Source organism: Streptomyces sp. NPDC127129, from assembly GCF_042671585.1.
In the GTDB taxonomy this organism is placed as follows: domain Bacteria; phylum Actinomycetota; class Actinomycetes; order Streptomycetales; family Streptomycetaceae; genus Streptomyces.
The window spans coordinates 1-16,415 of sequence record NZ_JBHXTV010000033.1 but is presented as its reverse complement, the minus strand read 5'-3'; the positions used below and the strand labels follow the sequence as shown (position 1 = coordinate 16,415).

The window sequence follows — 16,415 nt, the reverse complement described above, 5'->3', positions numbered from 1 at the left end:
TGGGGGTCGAGTGCGGCGCAGACTTCGTCGAACGCGGCGGCGAACGCGGGGAAGTGTTCGTACAGTTCCATGCCCATGCCCGGCCGCTGCGCGCCTTGTCCGGTGAACAGGAACGCGGTCTTCCCGGGCGTCACGACGCCCGAGACGACACCGGGTGCCGGCTTTCCCTGCGCCACCGCCCGCAACCCGTCGACCAGGGCCGACCGGTCGGAGCCGAGCACCACGGAGCGATGGCGGTGGGCCGTGCGTGTCGCGGCCAGGGACCAGCCGATGTCGGCCGAGGACACTGATCCCCCCTCCCCGTCCCCGACCTCGGCCGCCGCCACGAGCCGCTCCGCCTGGGCCCGCAGCGCTCCGTCCCCGGCGCCGGAGACGACCCACGGCAGGAGGGCCGGAGCCGGACCCCGGGGCGTATCGGCGTCGCTGTCGTCGCCAACCGCATCGCCTCCCGCATCGCCCACGGGCGCCTGGGACACGACGACGTGGCAGTTGGTGCCACCCATGCCGAAGGAACTGACACCGGCCACCAGCGGGCGTCCGGCGTCCGGCCACGTGGTCAGTTCGCGCTGCACGGCCAGTCCGAGCCCGTCCAGGTCGATGGCCGGGTTGGCGCGCTCGAAGTTGAGGCTGGGCGGGAGCAGACGACGATGAAGGCTCAGCAGGGTCTTGATGAGCCCCGCGATACCGGCCGCGCCTTCCAGGTGGCCGATGTTGGTCTTGACCGAGCCGACGCGCAGCGCGCGCTGCGCATCGCGCCCCGCCCCGAGCGCCGCGCCCAGGGCGGCGGCCTCGATGGGGTCGCCGACCGGGGTGCCGGTGCCGTGCAGTTCGACGTACTGCACCTCTTCCGCGGCCACGCCCGCCCGCGCGTGGGCGGCCCGGAGGACCTGCTCCTGGGCGTCGCGGCTCGGAACGGTGAGGCCGTCGGTGGCACCGTCGTTGTTGACGGCGCTGCCACGGATGACGCCGTAGATCCGGTCGCCGTCGGCGACGGCCCGGCCCAGCGGCTTGAGAACGACCACCCCGCTGCCCTCGCCGGGCACGAAGCCGTTGGCGCGGGCGTCGAAGGCGTACGTGACGCCGTCCGGGGACAGGGCGCCGAACCGCTGCTCGGTGACGGTGTTCTCGGCGAGCAGGTTGAGGTTCACGCCCGCCGCGAGGGCGGCGGTGGACTCCCCGTGCCGCAGACTCTCGCAGGCCAGGTGCACGGCGACGAGCGAGGAGGACTGGGCCGAGTCCACGGTCAGACTCGGCCCGTGCAGGCCCAGCAGATGCGAGATCCGGTTGGCGATGAGGCTCCGGTTCACTCCGGTCATGGTGTGCTGGGTGACGGCCTCGGCGCCGTGCTGGTACACCAGGTTGGTGTAGTCGTCGCGCAGGGTGCCGACGAACACGGAGGTCCTGCTGCCGCGCAGCGACGCCGGCACGATGCCCGCGTCCTCCAATGCCTCCCACGCCAGTTCGAGCACCAGCCGTTGCTGGGGGTCCATGGCCGCCGCCTCGCGCGGCGAGACGGCGAAGAACGCGGCGTCGAAATCGGCCACGGTGTCGAGGAAGCCACCGCGGGTGACCGCGCTTCGGGCGCCTTCGGCCCAGCGGTCCGCCGGTACGTCTCCGATGGCGCTGATGCCGCCCGCAAGGAGCTCCCAGAACGCGGCGGGCCCGTCCGCCCCGGGAAGCCGGCAGGACATGCCGACGACGGCGATCGGCTCGTTCCGCTCGATGTCCGTGCCGACCGGAGTCGCAGGCTGCTCACTCATCATGACCTTCGGCTGACCTTTCAGAAAGGGGGAGTTCTCCACGGGCGGACGGGCCGCTCGGTCAGGCGGGGACCGCCAGTCGGTGCGCCTGCTGGTCGCGCAGAATCGCGCAGACGTCGGTCAGGGCCCGCTCCAGCCGGTCGATGTCCTCGTCGGTGAGGAACACCGAGGGCTCGAAGCGCAGGGTGTGCACGGCGCTGGCGGTGGGGAAGGTGCGGATGCCGTGGGCGTTGAGGAGGTGTCCGGCGACGACGTAGCCGAAGAGTCCGGAGCGTGCCGCCTGGGCGATCGCCTCCGACGCGGCGCCGGACTGGTCGTGGAACTCGAACCCGAGCATGAGGCCCCTGCCGCGTACGTCCTTCACCACGTCGGGGTGGCCGGCGCGCACCTTGCCGAGCATGGTCTCCAGGGCGGCCCCGCGCTCGACGGCCTGCCGGTAGACACGGCCGCCGTCGGCCTCCAGCAGCTCCAGGACCTTCAGCGCCACGTGACACGAGAAGCTGTCCTTGGCGAACGTGGAGCTGTGCACCAGCTCGAAGTGGGGCTGGTAGCGGGCCTCGCGCACCAGCATCACGGCCGCCTTGGCGATCCCGCCGCCCAGGGACTTGGCGAGCGCGTAGTAGTCGCCGCGCAGGCCCAGGTGGGAGCTGGCGAGCAGCGCTCCGGTACGGCCCATGCCGCTCTGGACCTCGTCGACGACCAGCGGGCAGTCGGCCGCCTCGCCGAACTCCTGGATGTGGCGGGCGAATTCCTTCGACAGGGGGTGGATTCCGCCCTCGCCCTGGATCGGCTCCAGAAGGAAAGCGCAGAAGACGGGGTGCGCCCGTTCGACCAGCCGGACCTCGCCGTCCTCGACCACCGGGCGCAGCAGCGTGCCGCGCTCCTGCGCGAGGATCTCCCGCAGGGCGTCCGGGGCGTCCTGGGCGTCCTGGGGCACGAACCGGGTGCGCAGACCGAGGGCCGCGAACGGGGTCCGGTACCCGGCGTTGTGGGTCAGCTGGACGCTGCCCATCAGTTTGCCGTGGAAGCCGCCTTCGAGCGCCAGGAGCACCGGAGCCTTGGCGCTGCGCTCCTCGTTCCTGCGCGTGACTTCGGCGATCACCGCCTCGACGGCCTTTTCGTTCGCGTCCGGCCCGGCCGCGGGGCGGGCGATGCCCAGGCGCGCGAACACCCCGTCGGGCACCGTCGCGTGACCGGCGTTCACCGCCGTACGGACCTCCTCGACGCCTTCCGCGATGTCCGCGACGATCGCACCGAGGCGCACCACCCGGTCCATCTCCGCGTGCTTGACGGCCGCTTCGACGGCCTCGGCGCCGCTGTTGGCGAAGGTCGCGTAGTAGGGCTCCTCGGTGCCGGTCTCCCGGTGGACGATCCGGTTCAGCTCGGCGGCGAGGGCGTTGGCGTACGGATGGGAGGAGAACTGCGCGTGCACGGGCGACTGTTCTTCCAGGAGCCGCTGGGCGCGGGCCACGATCTCGGGGTGGTTGTGCCCGAGGATCAGCGACCCGTAGCCGCCCGCGAAGTCGAGCACCGGTATCTCGCTTCCGTCCTCCCCGCGGCGGAAGAGCGTGTTTCCCTCTCCCCGGACGTATTCGACATCGAGCCCTGCCGTGGCCAGCAGCGCGCGAAGATTGGGCTCGGCGAGTTCCGACATAGCAGCTCCTGAATGTGATGTCTCGCTTACCTGTCGAACGCGGGCCGGTCTCTCCGAATCGGCACCGGCCGCATTCCTGGCGCTCCCTCACGGGAAGTCGCTTCCATCCTGTTCCGCCCATGCCAGTTGGCGGTCACGAGAAAGTCATCCGCACCCGCGTGGGTGATCGATTACCTGACGATGGGCACGGCGCGGGAAGCCGGCCGGCCGGAGTACGACGGCCGGCCGCGGCGGGTCACGCGGCGGCCGGGTCCCTGGGCTCACCGATGCTCTGCAGGCTGTCGTTGCGTGACGCGGAGAGCAGGAACTCCACGAGTTCCTCGTGGGTGATGCGCTGGGGCGGATCCAGGGTGACCGTGGTGGTGTGACTCTTGCCTCCGGCCCAGGAGGGCCTTCGGGCGAGGAGTTCCGGGCCCGCGCAGGCGACCACGAACAGGGGCCCCACCCCGGGGGACTCCGCCAGTTCCTCGACGGCGTCCAGGGCCATGTCGGGGGCGCGATGCAGGTCGTCGATGCAGAGCGTGACCGGCCGTCGCTGCGCCGCCTCCTGGAAGAACTCCCGCCAGGAGACCAGCACTTCGCCGGGACACAGCTCACCGAAGTGGACGTCGACCCCGGCGGACGCGACGAGCGGACGCAGCCGGTGCAGGGGAAGGTCTGCCGCCCCGTCGGAGGGATACAGCGCACGGACCTCCCGTTCCAGTGCCGCGTGCACCGTGTCCTCCTCGTCGTCGGGCCGCACCCCGCAGTAGGCGGCGAGGAGCCGGCCCGCCATCGCCAGCGGGGAGCCGTCGCGGCCCTCGGAGGCACGGGCCGACACGACGAGCGGACCGTCCGGCTGTTCGGCGGCCCAGCGCCCGAACTCGCCGAGCAGCCGGCTCTTCCCGGTGCCGGCCTCCCCGAGGATCGTCACCAGGTGGGGCACGCCGCGGTGCCGGGTGCGTTGCGCGAGGCCGCGCAGGACGTCGAGCTCCACCGCCTGCTCGGCGCCCGCCGCGCCCGCGGACCGCCCGCCCAGCGCCTGCCAGGCAGCGGCGGCGCTGTCGCAGCGGCGGTAGACGACGGTCTGTTCACTGGCGCGGCGCACCGCGTCGCTGACCCGTACCTCGCCCTCGGGCACCGAGCCCAGCAGTGCCTGGGACTCGTCCAGGACCGCGCCGACCACGGTGGGCCCCTCCTCGCGGCCGCGTCGACGCAGCAGGACCTCCCCCTGGGTGATGGCGGCCCGCACCGTCGACTGCGCGGTGCCGGCGCCCGGACCGGTGGAGACGTCCAGGACGTCCCGGACCGCCAGCGCCGCGAGGACGGCCCTCGCGGCGTCGTCCTCGTTCGGGTCGTCGAGTCCGAACAGGGCCAGGGACACCGAGCCGATCGAGGCCACGACCGTACCGCCGAACCGTTCGACCTGCTCCCTGACCAGCAGTGCGGCGCCGTCGAGGAGGTCGTCGAGTTCCTGCTCGGCACCGCTGCCCAGGGAGGGCGCGAGGCGGGTGCGCAAGGAGACCACACTGACCTGGCGACGGTCGGTGCTCGTCCGGCGCGCGGCGGCGGAGAGGTCGCTCTCGTCGGCCGGGCCGGTCTCCACCACTTCCGCTGCCGCCTCCGCCTCCGCCGCGTCCGCAACTGCCGTCTCCGGCGCGTCGACGGGACCGGCCGGTGCGCCGACAGAGCCGGTCGGTGCGTCGAGCGCCCCGGCCGGTGCCGCGAGTGCGACGGGCGCCGCCGTGAGGACGTAGCCGTTCGGGGTCTCCTGGGCGGGCGTCCGCTCGGGGAGGCGATCGGGTGTGTGCTCCAGGACCAGGGAGCAGTCCTGCGCGAGAATCGACTGCTGCAGCCGCTGCAGACCACGGCCCGGCTCAAGGCCCAGGTTCTCCACCAGGACGCCCCGCACCCGGCTGTACTCGGCGAGTGCGTCCGCCTGCCGCCCGCACCGGTACAGCGCCAGCATCAGCTGACCGCACGACCTCTCGCGCAGCGGCTCGGCCCGCACCATGGTCTCCAGCTCGGCGAGGATCTCGTGATGCCGGCCGCAGGCCAGCTGCGCCTCGAAGTAGTCCTCCATCACGTCGAGGCGGGTGTTCTGCAGAGCGATCAGCTCGGGCCACTGGACCCCGCTCTCCACCAGATCGGCCAGGGCCGGCCCCCGCCACAGCGCCAGCGCGTCCCGCAGCAACGGCGCCGCCGTCCCGGGAGTCCCCTGGGACAGCATCTGCCGCCCCCGGCCGACCCAGGAGTGGAACAGATGAAGATCGACCTTCTCGGGTTCCACCCGCATCATGTAGCCGGGCGGCTGCGTCAGCAGGGTCGCGGTGTCGGCGTCGGCCGAACCCTGCGCCCCGGACAGGGCGCCCCGCAGCCCGTAGACGGCGTTCTGCAGGATCTTGCGCGCCGTCATCGGAGCGTCGTCGACGCCCCAGAGGGCGTTCAGCAGCCGGCTCGTGGCCACCGCCTTGTTCGCGTTCAGGAGCAGGAACCCCAGAGTGGCTCTCTGCTTGGTGCCGCCGAGCCCCACCGTCCTGCCGTTGTCGATCACTTCCATCGGACCCAGCACTCGGAACTGCATCGATCCCCCCGCTACGCTCCATGGCCGCCCGGAGGCGTCATTGGCGGCGATTCCGCGGCACCAGCCTGCACGACGCCGGTCCAAGCCCACACAAATCTCGTACAAGGCGGGCGACCGAGCTCAGCGCGTCCCGGACACCGTCGTCGCCGGCCGCCCCGCGAAGGGAAACGGACGCGTCGAATCCACCCCGGTGTGGGTGAGCGCGATCGCGGTCAGCAGGATGCCGTCGCGGCGCAGCCAGCCGCCCTGGAACGTACCGACCCGCCGGCCGCCGATCTCCGGCCCCGGCACCAGCAGGCGCGCGTGGAAGGCCCCCCGGTCCGGGTCGACCGTGACCACGGCCTCATGGAAGTCCAGCCAACGGCCGGTCAGCGGATACCAGGCCTTGTAGACGCTCTCCTTGGCGCTGAACACCAGCCGGTCCCAGGCCACTTCGGGGTGACGCGCGGTGAGCGCGGCCACCCGGGCCCGCTCCTCCGCGACCATCACCAGCTCCCGGGTGCCCTCGTCCCTGATCGGCAGGTCGGGCTCGGCGTCGATCCCGATCGTCGCCAGTTCCGTGGCGTACGCGACGGCGGCCGCGCGGTAACCACGGCAGTGGGTCATGCTCCCGATCGTCCCGGCGGGCCAGACCGGCGCGCCGCGCTCGCCGTTGAGGATGGGGGCGGGGGCGACGCCGAGATCCCGGAGCGCCTGTCGGGCGCAGAACCGTACGGTGGCGAACTCCCGCCGTCGCTCGTCCACCGCGCCCGCCACCGTGCGTGCCTCGGCCGGGTACAGCACGGAGTCCGGACGGTCGTGCCGGGTGTCGGCGACGGCCAGGGGAGGGGGCAGCAACTCATCGATCATCCGGAAGGCTCCGTCTCGTCCGTGCGACGCGATCGCGTCAGGGGTTCGGCGCGGCCCTCGGCAGGATCCGCACGGGCAGCGCGGGGGCGTCGGCCCGCCGCTGCCACTCCCTCGGGTAACCGAGGGAGACCTCGCGGTGCGGGACGCCGTCGTGGTGGATCAGGCGTGGGATGTGCAGATGGCCGTAGACGACCTCGACCGCGCGGTAGCGCGTGGGCCAGTCGGCCGTCGCCCGGGTGCCGCACCACTGGGCGAACTGGGGGTGGCGCAGGATGTGCGTGGGTTCCCGGACCAGCGGAAAGTGGTTGACCAGGATCGTGGCCTGATCGTCGGGGACGGCGTCCAGACGGGCCTCGGTCGCGGCGACCCGGGCCGCGCACCAGGCCTCACGGCTCGGATACGGGTCGGGGTGGAGCAGGAACTCGTCGGTGCACACGATTCCGGCCTCCTCGGCGAGTGCGAGACTCTCCCGCTTGTCGCGCGCCCCGGGCGCGAGGAACGAGTAGTCGTACAGGACGAACAGGGGCGCCACGGCGACCTCCTGCTCCTCTCCCCGCCACACGGGGTAGGGGTCCTCGGGAGTGACGACGCCCATCGCGCGGCACAACTCCACGAGGTGGTCGTAGCGTTGTGCGCCGCGCAGCTGCACCGGATCGTGCGGGTGGGTCCACAGCTCGTGGTTGCCCGGTGCCCACACCACGGTGGCGAACCGCTCGCTCAGCAGACGCAGCGCCCAGACGATGTCCTCCACGAACTCGCCCACGTCGCCGGCCACGATGAGCCAGTCGTCCGCGGAGGTGGGCCTGAGCCCCTCGACGACGGTCCGGTTCTCCTGGTGGCGCACATGTAGATCGCTGACGGCCAGCAGCCTGGGCGCCGGACGGCCGCCGGTCATCCGCGCGCCGTCGCCACGCCGGAGGCACAGGCGGTGACGCACGCCGCGGCGACCGCCTCGGACACCTCGGCGAGGTGGGCGTCGAGGAAGAAGTGCCCGCCCGGGAACACCTGCGTACGGGTATCGGCGGTGGTGAACTCCGCCCACCTCTGCGCCTGTTCCACCGTCACCACCGGATCGCTGTCACCGATGAGCACCGTGAACGGGACGGTCGACGGCGGCCCCGGCTTCCACCCGTACGAGCCGATCGCCCGGTAGTCGGCCCGCAGGGCGGGCATGACCATCGCCCGGAGCTCGGGATCCCGCAGGACCTCGGGCGTGGTGCCGCCCAGCGCGGACACGGCCCGGACGATGTCGTCATCGGTCCGCAGCCGGTCGTGGCGCCCCGGCTCGGGCCTGGGCGCGCCCCGGCCCGACAGGATCAGCGCGGCCGGTCCTCGTCGCGGCGCGAGCCGGCGGGCGACCTCGTAGGCGAGGACCGCGCCCATGCTGTGGCCGAAGAGGGCGTAGGGCCCGTCGATCTGTCCGGAGACCTCGACGGCCAGGGCGTCGGCGAGCCGGTCGAGGTCGTCGACGGGCTCCTCGAGGCGGCGGTCCTGCCGCCCCGGATACTGAGCGACCAGTACATCGAGGGTGGGGGCGAGGGAGAGCGCGAGCGAACGCAGCGAACTGGCCGCACCGCCCGCGTGCGGGAAGCAGAACAGCCGTGGCGCGCCGGCCACGGCACCGCCCTGCCCCGACGGCGGATCGAACCTGCGCAGCCACCGGCTCGCCACTCCCACCACGTCGACACTCCCTGACTCGTCCCAGTTCTGACGCGGCCGTACCGCACTCCCATGGTGCGCGGTGGCGTTCAAAGGACGCACAAGCCGCGCACAACGCCCGGCAAGGAAAGCATGGTTCACGCCACACCCGCGAGGCGGGACCCGGGAGGCGCGAGGTGGGAGGCGACGGTCCGACCTACCTACGCGGCGCCGCAGGTCTCCGCCATGTCCCAGTCCTGGGAGCCGAACGGGTTCCCGAGCCCGACCGGGGGCGAGGCGCTGCCTTCCGGCGTCAGGGTGCCGCAGGTCTCGGCGACGGCGAGTTGGGGCAGCATCAGCCTCCAGAACGCGGTGACGGCACGCCGGGACGTCCACTCCGTGTCGATCCGGGAGAGCACCTCGAACCCCGCGACGATGGACGTGATGGCGAGAACGGCGTCCTCGATCACCACGTGGGAGGTGATCATGCCTCTCTCCCTGGCGACGATCAGCATCAGCTGCACCCAGTCCTGCCATTCCTCCCACAGGTTGACCTGGCCCTGCCAGGTCGCGTCACTGGCCAGGCTGAACCCGGCCCGCAGGACCGGGTCGCTCAGCAGGTTCTCGGCCAGCGCCTGGGAGGTGTCGACGAGGAGTTGCAGCGGGGCGGGGTGCCGCAGCGGAACCCGTCCGGTGAAGTGCAGAAGCGTCTGGGCGGCCGCGAGTTCGACCGCCTCTCCCAAGGCCCGTTTGTTCCTGAAGTGGAAGTGCAGAGCGCCATTGCTCACACCGGCAGCGGAGCTGATCACGGCGATCGAGGCGTCGGCGAATCCGGCACGCTCGAAGACTTCGGCGGCTGAACGGATCAGGTCCTGACGAGTGCGCAGCGCGCGGGGTTGCTTGGCCATGGGGCGCTCCGATGGGGACGTGAGCAACTGGTCGGGCGCACGAGAACATGCCACAGGGCATAGGAGAATCGTTAACCAAGGGAGCGGCCACACAGCCGAATTGGCCGGAGTGCGGCCGTCGGTGCCTGACAATCGCCGGGCTGTGGCATGACGTCTCCGACCCTCCATGGTGTGGTGCTCGGGCATCAACGTGCGGGGTGCAACTGTATGCCCCGAGGACCGGATCGTAACCGGGCCCTCACCGTGTGGCGCGGTAAAGTGCCGCATGATCGCTATCCAGTTCGACCGTTTCGGCGGTCCCGAGGTCCTCTCCGTCGTGGATGTGCCGACGCCCCGACCGGGCCCGGGCGAGACGCTCGTCACCGTGGAGGCCGTCGGCGTGAACTTCGCGGACACGCACCAGGTCGACGGGTCGTACCTGACCGCCGACCTGCTGCCGTACGTGCCGGGCAGCGAGGTCGTGGGCCGTACTCCCGACGGCCGGCGCGTGCTCGCCAGGGTGTCCGGCGGCTACGCCCAGCAGGTGATCGCCAAGGAGTCCGCGCTCTTCCCGATCCCGGACAACCTCGACGCGGGGCGGGCCCTGGCCCTGATGATGCAGGGGCTCACCGCCTGGCATCTGCTGCGCTCCGCCGCCCGGTTGGCTCCGGGGGAGACCGTCGTCGTCCACTCCGCGGCGGGCGGCGTGGGAAGCCTGGCCGTACAGCTCGCCAGGGAGTTCGGCGCGGGGCGGGTGCTCGCGCAGGTCTCACCGGGCAAGGAGCGGCTCGCACGTGAGCTGGGGGCGGACGCCGTCGTCGGCTACCCCCTGGACGAGAAGGCCGACGTCATCCTGGACGCGGCCGGCGGCGAACTCTTCGACCAGGCCCTGGGATCGCTGGCCTCCTTCGGCCGGCTCGTCAGCTACGGCAACGCCTCGCGCAGCGCCTTCACGCCGGTCGACCCCGCCCGCCTCGGCCGGCTCAACGCCTCGGTCGTCGGCTTCTGGCTACGGCCCACGCTCGCCGCACCCGGCGCGGTCGAAGGCCCGCTCAAGGAACTGTTCGACCTGATGGCGCAGGGGAGGATCAACCCGGTCGCCACCAGCACCTATCCGCTCACCGAAGCCCGCCAGGCCCATGAGGACCTGCTGGCGCGACGCACGGTGGGCAAGGTGATCCTGCGCCCTTGACGGCCGGCACGCGTTCCTGGACACCGTCCGCGTCGCCGCGGTCGACTCCGGATCGAAGCGGCCTCCGAGGCTTTCGCCACATGCCCTAGCCGCCCACGCTGCCGCTCCGCGCCCGGCGTCCGAGTGCCCGGACGAGCGCCGCCGGGCGGCCGTCGTGGCCCCCGAGTCCGGGGCGCTCCGACAGGACGAGTGCGGCGGACTCCATCAGGAGCGTGACCACGAGGTGCTCGTGCCGCGGGAGCAGCGGACGCATGACGTCGTACGCGAGCGCCGTGTCCTGACGACCCATCAATTCCGTTCGTTCAGTGAGGTCCGTGAGGTTCGTGACGTCCGTGAGGTCCGACAGGCCCGTGACGTCCAGGGTCGCGACCAGGATCTCCTGGCCGCGGTGCCGCAGCGAGCCCAGCAGACCTCGGCTCTCCTGGTCCTCCATGGTCAGAGCGCCCGGCAGGCCAGCCTCGAAGGCGCGCATGACGGCCGCCGCGAAGGGATGGGACAACTCCGGTGTCCTCGATACGAGTCTGCCGCCGCCACGCGAGCGCAGCGTCGAGTGCCTGGCTCGCGCGAGCCCGTCGTTGAGCGCCGCGACGAACGTGCCCCCGACGGCGTCCCAGAAGGCGTTCTCGTCAGATGACCCCACGTGTGTGGCCGCCATGGTGGCTCCCGCTCACCGGGGCGGGGTGACGGTCTGCTGGAAGCGGCCGTTGAAGAACAGCAGCCCGGGGTCGTCGGTGGAGCTGGACGCGCCCACCACGTCGCCGATGAATATCGAGTGGTCCCCCGAGTCGTGCGATTCGGCCAGTTCGCATTCGAGCCACGCCAGTGCGCCGTTCAGCAGCGGTGCCTGGGTGACCTCACCCGGGCGCCAGCCGATCCCCTCGAACTGCGCCGGCCCCAGAGGCCGGTGCTTGTCCGCGAAGTGCCTTGCCAACGACTCCTGTTCGGCGCTCAGCACCGAGATGCCGAAGCTGCGCGCCGAGGTGATCGCCTTGTGCATCACCGCGCTGTGCGACACGCAGCAGAGCACCGTCGGCGGTTCGAGGGAAACCGAACTGAACGCATTGGCCGTCATTCCGTGCACATGCTCGCCACCGACGCTCAGGACGATGACTCCGGTCGCGAAGCGTGACATCGTCTCGCGCAGTGCGGACGGCGCGACCTGGATCCGGTCGACGGTTTCACCTGCGGATGCATAGTTCATGCCGAACCCTTCGAGAGAACCATGGGAAAAACGGTAGGGTCCGGCATTCTCTGGCCACTCATCACGAGGTAACCACACCGGCCCTGGGGGGCGAATCGTCTGCGGTCGTGCCCGGGCGGAGAGCACCGATTGCCGCTGGATGAACGGCAGATGGGATCCCCGCCCGGTGGTCCGGTCAGCCCGCCTCCGGGAAATGGCCGGTCCGCCTGAAGAAGGACACGTACCTCCGGAAGAGTTCCTCCGTCAGCGCGGGGCACTCGATCCCGCTGCCCGCCAGTTCGGCATCGGTCTCCGTCGTGTCCATCGCCGGATAGAAGGTGTCGGTGTCGGCCGTCATCATCTCGAAGGCATGCAGCAGCGGCGTGATCGCGTTCGTCCGGTCCGCGTCCACCCGCTCACGCCAGGTCTCCCAGTCGACCTCGTCCAGCGAGTAACCGAGCGACCGCAACCGGCCCACGCATTCCCGCAGGCTCACCGAACTCCGGTTGAAGAGGTGGAAGGTGCGGCCCGCCGCCGTCGCGCGGCCCGAGATCCGGAGGATCGCCGCGCTCACATAGTCCACCGGCAGCAGATGGAAGCGCCCGCCGACGTCGGCCGGCACGGCCCCGGCCTGCAGCAGCCCCTTGAGGCTCAGCCAGACGAAGTCACTGGTCTGGCAGGCGCCGTTGTCCTGGTCGCCGGAGATGACGTCGACACGGTAGACGGACACCGGCAGGCCACGTTCCCGGGCGAGCTCGACGACCTGCTCCGCCACCCACTTGCTCTGCAGGTAGCCGCTGGGCAGCCGCTCGGCGGGGCCCGTCGGGTCGCTCACCTTCAGGGGCACGCCCGCCGTCACCGCGCCTTCGAAGACACCCACGGTCGACACGTAGTGGACCGGTACGGTGCGATGGCGCGCCGCCAGCCGGAGAACCTCCTCCGTCCCACCCACGTTGGAGGCCTTCAGGCTCTGGTACGGGTGAAGCCAGTGCACCTGGGCCCCGTTGTGGTAGACCACGTCGACCGTCTCGGCGAGCCGGTCGAAGTCCTCGTCGGACAGGCCGAGCCGCGGTTCTGCCAGGTCACCCACGATCACCGAGAGCCGGTCGGCGTCCACCGCGTCCCACACCTGATAGCGCTCCAGGTTCTCCCGGAGCCGGCCACGGGCCTGTGCCGGGTCGTCGCCGCGGACCAGGCAGTGCACCCTCGCTCGGGTCGAGCGCATGAGGTCCCGCAGCAGGAACGCGCCGAGGAAACCGGTCGCTCCGGTCAGGAGCACCTCGCGAGGGTCGACGACGGAGCGGACGACCTCGGCCGCGGGCCGGATGTCCTCGGAGAGGCGCACCTCGTCGGCGAAGTCCAGGGAGGTCACGGAGTCCGAGGACTCCTTCCCGCCGGACCCCGCACCCGCGGTCCCTCGGGCCAGCTCGTCGTGCACGAAGGCCGCCAGGGCCACCGGCGTGGGGTGGTCGAAGACCACCGTGGCCGGCAGCCGGCCACCGACGAGCGCGTTGCACCGGTTGCGGAGCTCCACCGCGGTGAGCGAGTCGAAGCCCTGCGAGAGGAACGATTCCTCGTCCTTGATCCGACGGGTGTCGCCATGACCGAGGACACGCGCGACCTCGTCCCGGACGGCGGCGAGCACCAGGCCCGACCGCTCGGCGTCGGTCGCGGCGGCGGCCACTCGGTCCGCCAGCGACGCACCGGTGATGCCCGTGTCGTCGTCGGCCCTGCGGCGGCGGGGAGTCCGTACCAGCCCGCTCAGCAGCGCGGGGACCTGCTCCTGTTCCCGTACGGCACCGACGTCCAGGGGTGTCGCCACCACCACGGGGCGGCCGACACCGAGGGCGAGGTCCAGGAGCGCGGTACCGGTCTCGGGCGTGACCGGAAGGTACCCGCCTCGCGCGATGCGCTTGAGGTCGGTCGCGTCCAGTCCGCCGGACATACCGCCGTCCTGCGCCCACAACCCCCACGCGACGGACGTGGCGGGCAGCCCGCTCGCGTCCCGATGCTGAGCCAGACCGTCGAGGAAGGAGTTGGCCGCGGCGTACGTGGACTGGCCCGGGCCCCCCACCACGCCGGCGATCGAGGAGAACAGGACGAACGCGGACAGCTCCCGCTCGCGGGTCAGCTCGTGCAGATGCCAGGCGGCCTCGGCCTTGGGCCGCAGCACGGCCGCCAGCCGCTCCGGGCTCTGGGATCCGATCAGACCGTCGTCCAGGACACCCGCGGCATGGATCACCGCGGTCAGCGGGTGCTGGGCGGGAACGGACGCCAGCAACTCCGCCAGATCCTCGCGGTCGGCGACGTCGCACGCGGTCATGGTCACCTCGGCACCGAGCTCCTTGAGCTCGGCGGCCAACTCGGCGGCTCCCTCGGCCTGTTCCCCCCTGCGACTGGCCAGCAGCAGGTGCCGTACGCCGTGCTCGCGGACGAGGTGGCGCGCGAACAGGGCACCGAGCGAACCGGTGCCGCCGGTGATGAGCGTGGTCCCCTCCGCACTCCCGTACGGGGACGCGGGCACCCCCGACGGCTGCGGGACGTACTGGAGGCGCGGCACGAAGGGGCGTCCCGTACGGAGGGCGGACTGCGCCTCCCCGGTGCCGAGGGCGACGTCCGCGGCACCGGCGGGCGTGGTCTCGCCGTCCACGTCGACGAGCCGGAACCTGCCGGGTGCCTCCGACTGGGCCGAGCGCACCAGACCCCAGAGCGCCGCGCCGGCCGGATCCACCGGCTCACCCCTCCGCACCGCCACCGCACGCCGGGTCATGACGACGAGCGGTACATCGGCGAGACGCTCGTCCGCCAGCCATCGCTGGGAGAGTTCCAGGACCCGGCGGGTCGCCTCGTGTGCCGCAGCTGCGACATCGTCCGTGGACGGGGGAGCGTACGGCAGCACCACCGCGTCCAGCGGCTCGCCCGCTCCGACCGCCCGCGCCACGTCGGCCACGTCGCCGAATCGCCTGGCCCCGGGCTGGTCGCCACCGAGGACGCCGTACCGCGTCGATGCCACCGGACGCGCGCCGGAGGCCGGCCCCGGCAGGGGTATAGGCGTCCAGGAGACATGGAGCAGATGGTCGGCGGTCCGCTCGGCCGCGCGAGCGATCTCGCCGCCCCCGACCCGCCCCGATGCCACGCCGGAGAACACGGCGACCGGTGCGCCGCTCCGGTCGGCGACGTGCACCGTCAGGAGGCCGTCGTCCTCACCACGCGTGATCCGGACACGCACGTCCGAGGCGCCACTCGCGTACAGCCGGCCCCCCCGCACCGCCGTGACCGTGGGTGCGCCCCGCCCGTGATCGCCCGCCGCGCTCCCGTACGCGCGCAAGGCGCCTTCGAGCAGCGCCGGATGGAGGAGATGGCCCGAACCATCCGCCGGCCCGGACAGGCTCAGCTCGGCGAAGACCTCGGAGCCCCGCTGCCACGCTGCGGACAGCGTCCGGAAGACGGGGCCGAGGCGCACGTCCGCGCGAGCGAGCCGTTCGTGGACGGCGGCGGGATCCACGGCGTGCGCGTCCGGCGGAGGCCAGGGGCCGAGATCGAAGGGAAGGCCGTCCGGAACGTGCGGGCTCAGCAGCCCGTCCGCATGCAGGGTCCACGGGGCGTCGCCCGCGTCCGGGCGGCTGTGAACGGTGACCTTCCTCGTTCCCGCCTCGTCGGGTGCGCCCACAGCCACCTGGAGGTGAACCCCGGCACTGCGGGGGATCACCAGAGGCGCCGCCGTCACCAGCTCGTCGAGGAGCGCGCAGCCGACCTCGTCGCCCGCGCGGATCGCCAGCTCCACCAGCGCCGCGACGGGCACCACAGCCGAACCGTGGACCTCGTGATCGGCCAGCCAGGGGTGCGTACGCAGCGAGAGCCTGCTGGTGAACAACGCCTCGTCGGAGGCCGCCACCGGCACCGAGGCACCCAGCAGCGGATGCTCCTCGTGACGCAGTCCGAGGCTCTCCGGGTCGCCGCGTCCGCCCGAACTCTCGACCCAGTACCGCTCGCGCTGGAAGGGGTAGGTGGGCAGGTCGACGTGGTGGGTGGCGTGGGGTGGGAAGAGGGTGGGCCAGTCGACGGTGGTGCCGTGGACGTGGGTGGTGGCGAGGGCGGTGAGGAGGGTGTGGGTTTCGTCGCGGCCGGTGCGCATGAGGGGTATGGCGGTGGTGTTGTCGAGGGTCTGGTGGGTGAGGCCGGTGAGGACGGCGTCGGGGCCGATTTCCAGGTAGGTCGTGGCGCCCTGACCATGAAGTGTGTGGAGGGTGTCGGTGAAGCGGACGGTTCCGCGGAGTTGGTCGGTCCAGTAGTGGGGGGTGAGGAGTCGGTCGTCGGCGGGTTGTCCGGTGAGGGTGGAGATGATGGGGATGGAGGGCTGGTGGTAGGTGATCGTGGCGGCGATGTCGTGGAACTCTTGGAGTGCGCTGTCCATGTGGGGGGAGTGGAAGGCGTGGCTGACGGTGAGCCGGCCGGCCTTGCGGCCGCGTGATGTCCAGAGGTCGGCGATGCTCTGCGCGACGTCGGGATCGCCCGAGATCACGAGAGAACGCGGGGCGTTGAGTGCGGCGATGCTGACGCTTGACTCGTGTCCGGCGAGGCTGGAGAGGATTTCGTCTTCGCTTGCCTGGATGGCGATCATGGTGCCGCCGGGGGTGGCGGTTTGCATGAGGCGGGCGCGGGCGGTGACGAGTGTGGCGGCGTCGGGGAGGG

11 protein-coding genes are annotated in these 16,415 nt (G+C 71.9%); 1 reads left to right on the top strand and 10 read right to left on the bottom strand.

All coding sequences use genetic code 11. The features are described 5' to 3' along the window. From ACFVGW_RS35550 to ACFVGW_RS35520, 7 genes are all read right to left on the bottom strand, one after another. Nucleotides 1–1,760: type I polyketide synthase (locus ACFVGW_RS35550; RefSeq protein WP_385854875.1), on the bottom strand; the 1,760-nt coding region annotated here is incomplete at its 3' end. A gap of 61 nt (nucleotides 1,761–1,821) precedes the next feature. Then, the gene (locus ACFVGW_RS35545) at nucleotides 1,822–3,414 is read right to left on the bottom strand and encodes an aspartate aminotransferase family protein (RefSeq protein WP_385854874.1); all 1,593 of its coding nucleotides are present in this window, start codon (nucleotides 3,412–3,414) and stop codon (nucleotides 1,822–1,824) included. 235 nt (nucleotides 3,415–3,649) lie between these two features. Further along, the gene (locus ACFVGW_RS35540) at nucleotides 3,650–5,977 is read right to left on the bottom strand and encodes a BTAD domain-containing putative transcriptional regulator (RefSeq protein ID WP_385854873.1); all 2,328 of its coding nucleotides are present in this window, start codon (nucleotides 5,975–5,977) and stop codon (nucleotides 3,650–3,652) included. A 120-nt stretch (nucleotides 5,978–6,097) separates the two neighbouring features. Then, complete coding sequence (locus tag ACFVGW_RS35535; RefSeq protein WP_385854872.1) at nucleotides 6,098–6,826, bottom strand: 4'-phosphopantetheinyl transferase; 729 nt, start codon at nucleotides 6,824–6,826, stop codon at nucleotides 6,098–6,100. A 37-nt stretch (nucleotides 6,827–6,863) separates the two neighbouring features. Then, nucleotides 6,864–7,721 carry a metallophosphoesterase family protein gene (locus ACFVGW_RS35530; protein WP_385854871.1) on the bottom strand — a complete coding sequence of 286 codons (858 nt, stop codon included), beginning with the start codon at nucleotides 7,719–7,721 and terminating at the stop codon, nucleotides 6,864–6,866. Continuing rightward, nucleotides 7,718–8,506: a thioesterase II family protein gene (locus ACFVGW_RS35525; protein WP_385854870.1), complete on the bottom strand. Its 789-nt coding sequence runs from the start codon at nucleotides 8,504–8,506 to the stop codon at nucleotides 7,718–7,720. The genes ACFVGW_RS35530 and ACFVGW_RS35525 overlap by 4 nt, the downstream gene beginning before the upstream one ends. Nucleotides 8,507–8,685: 179 nt before the next feature. Continuing rightward, on the bottom strand, nucleotides 8,686–9,372 hold the full coding sequence (locus ACFVGW_RS35520; RefSeq protein WP_385854869.1) for a ScbR family autoregulator-binding transcription factor: 687 nt from the start codon (nucleotides 9,370–9,372) through the stop codon (nucleotides 8,686–8,688). A 265-nt stretch (nucleotides 9,373–9,637) separates the two neighbouring features. Between ACFVGW_RS35520 and ACFVGW_RS35515 the strand changes: the two genes are divergently transcribed. Beyond that, nucleotides 9,638–10,543 carry a zinc-binding alcohol dehydrogenase family protein gene (locus ACFVGW_RS35515; protein ID WP_385854868.1) on the top strand — a complete coding sequence of 302 codons (906 nt, stop codon included), beginning with the start codon at nucleotides 9,638–9,640 and terminating at the stop codon, nucleotides 10,541–10,543. 85 nt (nucleotides 10,544–10,628) lie between these two features. On the opposite strand, the gene ACFVGW_RS35510 is transcribed toward ACFVGW_RS35515, so the two are convergent. The 3 genes from ACFVGW_RS35510 to ACFVGW_RS35500 all read right to left on the bottom strand — a co-directional run. Continuing rightward, the gene (locus ACFVGW_RS35510; RefSeq protein ID WP_385854867.1) at nucleotides 10,629–11,198 is read right to left on the bottom strand and encodes a hypothetical protein; all 570 of its coding nucleotides are present in this window, start codon (nucleotides 11,196–11,198) and stop codon (nucleotides 10,629–10,631) included. A 12-nt stretch (nucleotides 11,199–11,210) separates the two neighbouring features. Beyond that, the gene (locus ACFVGW_RS35505; RefSeq protein ID WP_385854866.1) at nucleotides 11,211–11,744 is read right to left on the bottom strand and encodes a flavin reductase family protein; all 534 of its coding nucleotides are present in this window, start codon (nucleotides 11,742–11,744) and stop codon (nucleotides 11,211–11,213) included. 175 nt (nucleotides 11,745–11,919) lie between these two features. Then, a partial coding sequence (locus ACFVGW_RS35500) for a thioester reductase domain-containing protein (RefSeq protein ID WP_385854865.1) occupies nucleotides 11,920–16,415 on the bottom strand: 4,496 nt, incomplete at its 5' end.

Coding starts and splice junctions, on each gene's coding strand:
- ACFVGW_RS35515 (WP_385854868.1), top strand. CDS start 9,638: ATGATCGCTATCCAGTTCGACCGTTTCGGCGGTCCCGAGGTCCTCTCC.
- ACFVGW_RS35545 (WP_385854874.1), bottom strand. CDS start 3,414: ATGTCGGAACTCGCCGAGCCCAATCTTCGCGCGCTGCTGGCCACGGCA.
- ACFVGW_RS35535 (WP_385854872.1), bottom strand. CDS start 6,826: ATGATCGATGAGTTGCTGCCCCCTCCCCTGGCCGTCGCCGACACCCGG.
- ACFVGW_RS35540 (WP_385854873.1), bottom strand. CDS start 5,977: ATGCAGTTCCGAGTGCTGGGTCCGATGGAAGTGATCGACAACGGCAGG.
- ACFVGW_RS35505 (WP_385854866.1), bottom strand. CDS start 11,744: ATGAACTATGCATCCGCAGGTGAAACCGTCGACCGGATCCAGGTCGCG.
- ACFVGW_RS35510 (WP_385854867.1), bottom strand. CDS start 11,198: ATGGCGGCCACACACGTGGGGTCATCTGACGAGAACGCCTTCTGGGAC.
- ACFVGW_RS35530 (WP_385854871.1), bottom strand. CDS start 7,721: ATGACCGGCGGCCGTCCGGCGCCCAGGCTGCTGGCCGTCAGCGATCTA.
- ACFVGW_RS35520 (WP_385854869.1), bottom strand. CDS start 9,372: ATGGCCAAGCAACCCCGCGCGCTGCGCACTCGTCAGGACCTGATCCGT.